1 protein-coding gene is annotated in these 789 nt (G+C 67.7%); it reads right to left on the reverse strand.

Annotated elements, in window-relative coordinates:
- Positions 1 to 714, reverse strand: a 714-nt coding sequence (locus tag ABD844_RS52620) for a transposase family protein (protein ID WP_344897787.1), incomplete at its 3' end; no start/stop codon positions are given.
- Positions 715 to 789: the final 75 nt, after the last annotated feature.

The raw sequence follows: 789 nt of genomic DNA on the forward strand, positions 1-789 counted from the left end.
TGCCTTGTGTGGGCAGCAGCGGAGCTTGCGGAGGATGCGCCAGCTCTTGAGCTGGGCGTTGGCGCGTTCGCCAGGCCCGCGTAGCCGAGCGTGGGAGCGGTTGGCCGCCTTCTGCGGCAAGGGCTTGTTGCGGCCCTTGTACGGCGTGGCGACCGGGCCTTCGGCTCCTTGGTAACCCTTGTCGGCCAGGGTTGGGATGCCGGCCTGCGCCAGCGCGCGCAGGACGCCCCAGATGCGGGTGGCGGTCAGGTCGTGAGTGCTGCCCGGCAGCGAGCCGGAGGTCCAGATGATCGTGCCGTCTGGGGAGGCGATGACCTGGATGTTCATCCCGTGCATGCGGTGCTTGGCCGAGTAGTACGGCCGGTCGGCGCGCACACGGTCGATGGGGATGAGCATGCCGTCCAGCACCAGGTAGTGCAGACCGTTTCGCGCGGCGTTGCGTAAGGCGCGGTCGAGCTTGGGAGCGCGGGCGCGCAGCAGGGCGACGGTTTCCTCCACGTACCGCCAGGCGGTGGCGACCGATACACCGAACCCGGCGGCAAGCTCGGTGTACGTCTCGCCTTTGCGCAGGTAGACCAGGACCAGCAGGGCCTGCTGGATGGGGTTGAGCCGCCGCCAGGCGGAGCCGATGGCCTTGCGGTGGCGGCGGATGATGCCGGCCACGTAGTTCAGCGTTGAGCGCGACAAATCGACGGCAGCACGATAGAAAAGCATCCGAGCCCCTGGTGGTGACGGCGTTGATTGTGGTGATCCACCCGTCTACCAGGGGTTCTCTGCATCTTCAGGCGA

It is taken from the genome of Nonomuraea antimicrobica (assembly GCF_039536965.1).
GTDB lineage: Bacteria > Actinomycetota > Actinomycetes > Streptosporangiales > Streptosporangiaceae > Nonomuraea > Nonomuraea antimicrobica.